The sequence below is a fragment of the Streptomyces sp. NH27 genome (assembly GCF_056859195.1).
Window position 1 is genome coordinate 1 of sequence record NZ_JACEGK010000383.1, and the last position, 7,700, is coordinate 7,700.

The following is a 7,700-nucleotide window of genomic DNA, read 5'->3' on the forward strand; positions in this document are numbered from 1 at the left end:
CTTCCCGATTGCTCGGCTTCCCGTCCCGTTCCCTTGACGTGCTGGGCGTACGGCCGTAGGTTCTGCGCGGCTTGGTTGAAACGTTACATCGGGCGGGTGGGCGGCGAGAAGTGCCGGGTGCCGGCCGCGTTCCGGATCGAGAGGAAGGCCCTCCGCACATGGGACCACGCAAGGGACGCCGGGCGTTCGCGGTGCTGCTCTTCTTCCTGCTGGTCGTGTCGCTTCAGCCGGCGCTGCCGGCGGGGGCGAGCGCCGCGCCGGGGCAGGGCGGCCCCGACCTCGGCCGGGGTGACTGGATCGGTGTGAACGCGGCCGACACGAGTTGGTCGGACTACACCGTCGACGTCGACTTCACCGTGGTGAAGGAGGCCGCGAGCGTCTACTTCCGCGCGCAGTCCGGCCCGGCCGACTCGTACATGTGGCAGGTCAACGTGACCGGCTCCGTACCCGTGTTGAAGAAGCACGTGTGGGCCGGCGGAGGCGTGGCCGAGGTGACCGAGACGCCCATCGGCGACGTGATCGGGCCGGACGCGCTTCACACCCCGCACCACCTGCGCATCACGGCCGACGGCGACACGATCACCACCTCCGTCGACGGCGTCGCGGTCGATACGACGCGGGAGTCCGCGTACGCGCAGGGCACCATCGGGTTCCGGGAGTCGCCCACCGAGGAGGCGACCTACCGGGATCTCACCGTCACCTCCACGGCCGGGAAGAAGCTGCTGGACGACCCGTTCAGCGCGGGCGAGCGCAACGCGTTCAGCGCCGGAACGATCGGCGCCGACGGCCTGGACGTCGTCAACTCCAGCGCCATGCTGCAACCCGACAGCCAAAACCCGCGGCTGCGCGACGAGTTCACGTTGCGGAAGAAGGTCAGGAGTGCGCGGCTGTACTCCTCGGCGCTGGGCATCTACGAGATGAGCATCGACGGAAAGCGGGTCGGCGACGACCTGTTCGCCCCCGGCTGGACCAACTACCGTGACCAGATCCAGTATCAGAGCTACGACGTGACCGGGCTGCTCACCCGCGGCGCGAACGCGATCGCCGCCCAGCTCGCGCCCGGCTGGTACGCCGGCGACGTCGGCTGGTTCGGCGCCGGGCAGTACGGCACGACCCCCGCGCTGTGGGCACAGTTGCAGGTCACCTACACCGACGGCACCGTGCAGTTCGTCGACACGGACCCGTCCTGGCAGGGGAGCACCGACGGGCCGGTGACGTTCGCCGACAACTACGTGGGAGAGTCCTACGACGCCCGCGCGGAGCAGCCCGGTTGGGCCGAACCCGGCTTCACCGGCGCGGGTTGGGCGCCGGTCGACGTCCAGCCCGACCAGTCGTCGAAGGTCGTGCCGCAGATCGGCCCGCCGGTGCGGGTGACCGGCACCGTCAAGCCGGTGAGCGTCACCGAAGTGCAGCCCGGGACGTACGTCTACGACCTCGGCCAGGACATCTCCGGGGTGGTGCGGCTGAGGGTGCGCGGCCCCGCCGGGAGCACGGTCACCCTTCGGCACGCGCAGGTGGTAAATCCCGACGGCACCCTGTACACCGCCAACCTCGCCGCCGGCCCGGCCCCGTATCTGACCGCCGCCCAGACGGACACCTTCACGCTGCGCGGCGGCGGCCCGGAGACCTTCCAACCGGACTTCACCTACCACGGGTTCCGGTACGTGTCGGTGACCGGCTACCCCGGAAAGCCCACGCTCGCGGACCTGACCGGAGTGGTGGAAGGCACCGACGCGCCCGTCATCGGCGACTTCTCGACCTCCAACGCCATGGTCAACCAGTTGCAGTCGAACATCACCTGGAGCGAGCGGGACAACCTGTTCTCCGTCCCGACCGACACCAACGCCCGTACCGAGCGCCTCGGTTGGGCGGGCGACGCCGACTTCTTCGCGCCGACCGCGACGTTCAACCGCGATCTCGACGGCTTCTACACCAAGTGGGAGCGCGACCTGATCGACAGCCAGTCGCCCCAGGGCGTCTTCGACAACGTCGCGCCGACGTGGTCGGTGGGGGACTCCGGCTACGGCGGGGGTTGGGGCGACGCGGGCGTGGTCATCCCGTACACCACCTGGCAGAGCTACGGCGACACCGCCATCGTCAGGAGCAGCTACGCCGCCATGCGGAAGTACGTCGCCGCGATGGAGTCGATGAGCACGGATCTGATCCTGCCGGCGTCGTTCGCCCCCGCCGGCGACTGGATGAACGTGAACCAGTCCACCCCCGCCGACCTGATCGCGACCGCGTACTTCGCCTACGACACCTCGCTGATGGCGCAGATGTCCGCGGCCATCGGCCGCGGGGACGACGCGGCCGGCTACCGCGCCCTGTTCACACGGATCGTGGCCGCGTGGGACGCGAAGTACGTCGCGGCCGACGGCAGCATCGCCGGGAACAGCGAGACCGACTACGTGCTCGCCCTCCATCTGGGCCTGCTGCCCGCGGGCCTGCGCACCCCGGCGGCGGACCGGCTGGTGGGGCTCATCCAGGCGGGCGGCGACCACCTCGCCACCGGCTTCGTCGGCACCCAGTGGCTGCTGCCCGTGCTGTCCGCCTCGGGGCACACCGACGTCGCCTACCGGCTCCTGGAGCAGACCAGCTACCCGTCCTGGGGCTACGAGATCGCGCACGGGGCGACCACGGTCTGGGAGCGCTGGGACGGGATACTCACCGACGGCACGTTCAACCCGAACGTGAACGGCAACTCCTTCAACCACGCGGTGGACGGCGCGGTCGGCACCTGGATGTACAGCACCATCGCGGGGATCGTCCCCGACCCGGCACATCCCGGCTACGCGCACTTCTCCATCCGGCCGCAGCCCGGCGGCGGACTCACCCACGCCGACGCGACCCTGCGCTCGCCACACGGCACGATCAGCAGCAGCTGGCACGACGCCGGGAAGGACCTCGTCATGGATGTCGTAGTGCCCCGCGGCACGACCGCGACGATCTACGTCCCCGCGACCTCGCCGCACCGGATCACGGCCGCGGCAGGGGCCCGCTTCACCAAGTGGGCCGACGGCTACGCCGCTTACACGGTGGCAGGAGGGCACTACACCTTCCGGGCCCGCGGCTGAGCCGTGCCGCCGCGTGACCAGGCCGTCCCCGGCGGCCTGGTGTTGGGGGAGTGTTCGGCCGGTGGTCTCCGGAACGCCGTCCTGCGGTGCGGGAACGATCTCTAGCGTGGCGCCGTTCGAATCCTCACCTTTGGAGTAGAGATGCACGGCTCACCCGACAATGCGCCCGGGGCGTACGAGACCAACGGCGGCCAGGACGGCCAGGACGGCCACGGCGCGGAGTGTTCCTGCCCGCGCACCGCGGACCTGGACGGAGAGGGTCTCGCCGCGTCGAGCCGCCGTACGTTCCTGCGCGGCGCCGGCGTGATCAGCGCGGGTGCGGCCGCGGCGGGCCTGCTCGGCGCGGCGCCCGCGTACGCCGCCGGCGAGGCTCAGGGCTCCGGCAAGGGGGGCGGTAACGGCGGCGGCAAGGACGACGACCCGTACGGCCGGACGTCGATGACGCCCGCGCCGCGTGGCAAGTGGAAGCCCGACCCGGACGACCCGCGGTTCACCGTCGTGGTGATGCCCGACACCCAGTACATGTTCGACCAGGACCGCATCCACCCGGTGCCGGTCGAGGCGTCGTTCCGCTACGTGCTGGACCCGGCCGGCCGCGCGGGCGGCAACGACGAGAACATCGTCTTCCTGGCGCACCTCGGCGACGTCACCCAAAGCGGCCTGACCGAGGAGTACGCCGCGGCCACCAAGGTCTTCGACATGCTGGACCGGGCCGGGGCGTCGTACGGCGTGGTCGCCGGCAACCACGACGTCTCCGGCACCGACCAACGCGGCGCCACCCCGTACCTGAAGACCTTCAGCCCGGCGCGGGCCAAGCGGACGCCCAGCTACCACTCCTGCAGCCCCGACGGCTACAACACCTGCCACATCTTCAAGGCCGGCGGCCGGTCCTGGATGCTGCTCTCGCTCGATTGGCGGCTGTCGGAGAAGGGCTTCGCCTGGGCCAACGCGGTCATCAAGGCGAACCCGAAGCTCCCGGTGATCGTGACCACCCACGAGATCGTCAACGCCGACGACGGCGCCGAGGCGTCGCTGTCCGAGTACGGGCACCAGCTGTGGGACGGCCTGATCAAGGACAACGACCAGATCTTCCTGACCCTCAACGGCCACTACTGGCCGCCCGGCAGCACCGTGCTGAAGAACAGCGCCGGCAACGACGTGCACCTGCACATCACCAACTACCAGGACCGGTACTACGGCGGCGCCGGCATGATCCGCTCCTACCGCTTCGACCTGAACCGCGGGGTGATCGACGTCGCGACCTTCTCGCCGTGGATACGCGAGCTCGCGGCCAAGGGCGAGTTGAACGAACTGGCCGCGAAGGAGATCGAACTGACCTCGCCGGTCGACTACTTCTCCGTCGCGATCGACTTCGAGAAGCGGTTCGCGGGCTTCGCGCCGGTGCCGTCGCGCGCCGCCCGCCCGGCGCGGCGGATGCTGGTGCCCGGCACGCTGGCGTACTGGCGCTTCGACGAGGGCGGCAAGGACGGCCGCGACGTGGCCGCGGGGACCGTGATCAAGGACCAGGCCGGCCACGGCAACGACCTTGCCCTGCACAGCGTTTCCGGCACCGCCGCACACGCGCTCACCTGGACCGCGGACCACCACCCGGACCAGCCCGGCCACGGCAGCCTCGTCTTCGCCGGGCAGGGCAACCCGGTCACCGGGGCGTACTTCCAGACCGTCGACCGCGCGCCGATCAACGCCGAGACCTTCGCCCACGGTTACACCTTCGAGGTGTTCTTCAAGGTGCCCGCCGACTGGAACCCGGACCGCAGCGCCTGGTCGGCGATGCTCAGCCGCAGCGGCAGCGCCGCCAAGGCGGGCAAGAACGGCCCCGCGGCGACCGCCGAGGAGCCGGTGCTGGCGCTCAGCCTCTCCAGCGGGATCGAACTCCAGTGGAACGCCTACCCGCTCAACCAGACCGGCGCGGCCACCAACTGGAGCCACCTGCTCCAGCAGGAGGAGTGGTGGCACGTCGGGATCGTCAACGACGGCCGCATCACCAAGCTCTACGTCAACGGCTGCGAGGAAGGCCGTAACCCCAGTACCCCGGCCATCGGTCTCACCTCCCTCAACCTGCCCTTCCTGCTGGGCGGTTACGAGTGGGACGGCGCGATCGACCAGGTCTTCCACGGCTCGATCGGCGATGTGCGTATCGTGAACCGCGCCCTTTCGCCGAGCGGGTTCATGAACGCCTGAGCCTCGACTCCATGAACGCCTGAGTCTCGACGCCTGCAAGGTCACTCCGGCGGCGGCGCGTACAAACCCGGCCGCCGCCGCCGGTGCGGACGCCGAGGCTTGCCGTTGCGGCGGGTGTCGAACGCCGTAGGTCAGGTCGGGTACTTCCGTCCCGCAGCGGGATCGGCGGTCACGGAGTAGGCCGCGGAGCCGATCGAAAGTGCTTGAATAGACCGTTGTTCTGGCCGAGCAAGGAGAAGCGCTGTGCCTCTGGTGTCTGTCGTGATGCCCGTGTACAACTCGGCAGCCACGCTCGGCGCGGCTGTCCGGTCGGTACTCACACAGACCCACAGCGACCTGGAGTTGCTGGTCACCGACGACCAGTCGTCCGATAACTCCATGGACCTGCTCTTGGAGTTCGCCCGGCAGGACAAGCGCGTGCTGCCGCAATCGGCACCCGAGCGGGGTGGTGCCGGTCGGGCTCGCAACCTCGCCATGGAGCGGGCCCGGGGGGACTACGTCGCCTTCCTCGACAGCGACGACATGTGGCTGCCGGAGAAGACGGAGCGGCAGATCGCCTTCGCGGCGGCCGGTAGCGCGCCCCTGACGTTCACCTCGTACTTCAAGATGGACGCCGACCACGACGGCGAGAGCACCGACTTCATCCCGAACGGACGTGTCGTCCGTGCGCGGGAACACGTGGACTACCGCGCGATGCTGGTCCAGGACCACATCGGTGCTCTCACCGCCATGTACGACCGCAACGTCCTGGGCACGAGGCTGATGCCGGAGATGCGCAAGCGGCAGGACTACGCCCTGTGGCTGTCGATCATGCGCGACGGCGCCGACGCCCGGGGCCTTCCCGAGCCGCTTGCCGTGTACCGGGCCCACCAGGCGGGATCGCTGTCCTCCAACAAGCTGTCGCTCGTCCCGTACAACTGGGAGCTGTACCGCGAGCACGAAGGACTGTCGGTCCCGCGGGCGACGCGGGCGCTGACCGGCGCCGTGTGGCAGTCGCTGCGCAACTCGCGGATCTAGTGCCCCTCCCGGCAAGGCCGAAAGTCCCACTCAACTCCGTTGGTTCTCCCGCGTCTTGAGGCCGATCTGCCAGCGGTAGAAGCTCATCGCGAGCGCGTAGTCCAGGCCGGCGCGGCCGTCGAGGAAGCCGCGCCGGTAGACGTACGCGTAGGCGAAGGAGACCAGGGGCTTGAACGGGGCCTTGTGGAAGAGCCGGCCCTGGCGGGACTTGACCTTGCGGATGTCCTCCTTCACCGACGGGTTGAGTTCGAGCCACGCCTCCCAGTCGGAGTAGCGGTTGTGCCGGTCGAACCAGGTGCGCACCGGGTCGAGGTCCTCGTGCTCGATCGGGGAGCGCAGCCGGGCCGCCGACGGCGCGACCGGCTGGTAGTGGCCCTCCTGCTCGCCCATCCCGGGGGCGTCCAGATCGCCGAGTTCGGGGAAGTGGCAACGGGTGCGGTCGAGCAGGACCCGCTTGACGATGGTGTAGCCGTGCCGCAGCCGCCGCCCGGCGAACCAGTAGCCGAGCGGGATGTCGAACGCGGCGACCGACGGCGATCCGGCCGCGAAGACGGTACGCAACTCGGCCAGCAACTCCGGGCTGGGCGTCTCGTCGCCGTCGAGGAAGAGCAGCCATGGTGTCTGGGTGCGGACCCGGTCCAGACACCACTGCTTCTTCTTGGGGTACTTGCCGTCCCAGGTGTAGTCGACCACCTCCGCGCCCAGCCGCGCCGCGATCTTGCAGGTGTCGTCGGTGCTGTGCGAGTCCACCACGACCACCGCCTCGACGTGGTCGATGACGGAGGAGACCGTACGGGCGATGTTCTCCGCCTCGTTCTTCGTCGGGATGACCACGACCAGCGGGAGCTTGTTCACGAGGTCCCTCCGGAAGGAGCGGGGGATTCGGCGGCGGACTTCGCGGACTTCGCGGGGCTCGCGGACTTGGCGGGGTCGGTCGGTTTCGCGGACCCGGTCGGTTTGGCGAGCGGTGGCAGCCAGGCGTAGCAGCCGCTGGAGGTGACCGTCCGCGCGCCGGCCGGCACCGTCAGCACGGCCTTCGCCGCGGTGCGGGCCGTACCGGACGCGAGGGTCGCGCCGTTCGCGCCGGCCACCCGCCAGGTGCAGGTGGGGGAGACGGCCGGCGCCCGGTAGCGGCCGGGGGCCACGGACTTGCCGGCGACCGGTTCGGCGGCGACGGTGAAGCTGCCGTCGGCGAAGCCGCGCGCGGCCGCGTCGATGACGTAGCTCTGGTCGGGGCACAGGGTGCGCACGGCCGCGCCGGCACCGGACATGCTGATGTCGCCGGTGACGATGGCGCTGGCGGACGCGGCCGGGTCGATCGCGGAGGTGCGGGTCAGCCGGTCGCAGACCTCCTGGCCGCCTTCGAGCACCGCGACCGGGTCGTCGCCCTTGGGCACCCGCCCGGAC

5 protein-coding genes are annotated in these 7,700 nt (G+C 70.2%); 3 read left to right on the forward strand and 2 right to left on the reverse strand.

The window, feature by feature from the left end; all coding sequences use genetic code 11:
• The first annotated feature begins 158 nt into the window (after positions 1-158).
• The 3 genes from AC13HU_RS26525 to AC13HU_RS26535 all read left to right on the forward strand — a co-directional run bounded on the left by AC13HU_RS26525 (position 159) and on the right by AC13HU_RS26535 (position 6,293).
• Positions 159-3,074 (forward strand): family 78 glycoside hydrolase catalytic domain, encoded by a 2,916-nt coding sequence (locus tag AC13HU_RS26525; RefSeq protein WP_483044478.1) that lies wholly within the window; start codon positions 159-161, stop codon positions 3,072-3,074.
• Positions 3,075-3,215: 141 nt separating this feature from the next.
• Positions 3,216-5,276, forward strand: a complete 2,061-nt coding sequence (locus AC13HU_RS26530; RefSeq protein WP_483044479.1) for a LamG-like jellyroll fold domain-containing protein — start codon at positions 3,216-3,218, stop codon at positions 5,274-5,276.
• A 243-nt stretch (positions 5,277-5,519) separates the two neighbouring features.
• Complete coding sequence (locus AC13HU_RS26535) at positions 5,520-6,293, forward strand: glycosyltransferase family 2 protein (protein ID WP_483044480.1); 774 nt, start codon at positions 5,520-5,522, stop codon at positions 6,291-6,293.
• A 30-nt stretch (positions 6,294-6,323) separates the two neighbouring features.
• Here the strand turns inward: AC13HU_RS26535 and AC13HU_RS26540 are convergent, their stop codons facing one another.
• Together AC13HU_RS26540 and AC13HU_RS26545 are read right to left on the reverse strand one after the other, a co-directional pair.
• Positions 6,324-7,148 (reverse strand): glycosyltransferase family 2 protein, encoded by an 825-nt coding sequence (locus tag AC13HU_RS26540; protein WP_483044481.1) that lies wholly within the window; start codon positions 7,146-7,148, stop codon positions 6,324-6,326.
• On the reverse strand, positions 7,145-7,700 hold a 556-nt coding region (locus tag AC13HU_RS26545; RefSeq protein WP_483044482.1), incomplete at its 5' end, for an Rv1352/Rv1906c domain-containing protein. The genes AC13HU_RS26545 and AC13HU_RS26540, both read right to left, overlap by 4 nt.

Bases quoted from the DNA above. Each gene is read 5' to 3' on its own strand.
- AC13HU_RS26525 (WP_483044478.1), top strand. From the start codon at position 159: ATGGGACCACGCAAGGGACGCCGGGCGTTCGCGGTGCTGCTCTTCTTC.
- AC13HU_RS26530 (WP_483044479.1), top strand. From the start codon at position 3,216: ATGCACGGCTCACCCGACAATGCGCCCGGGGCGTACGAGACCAACGGC.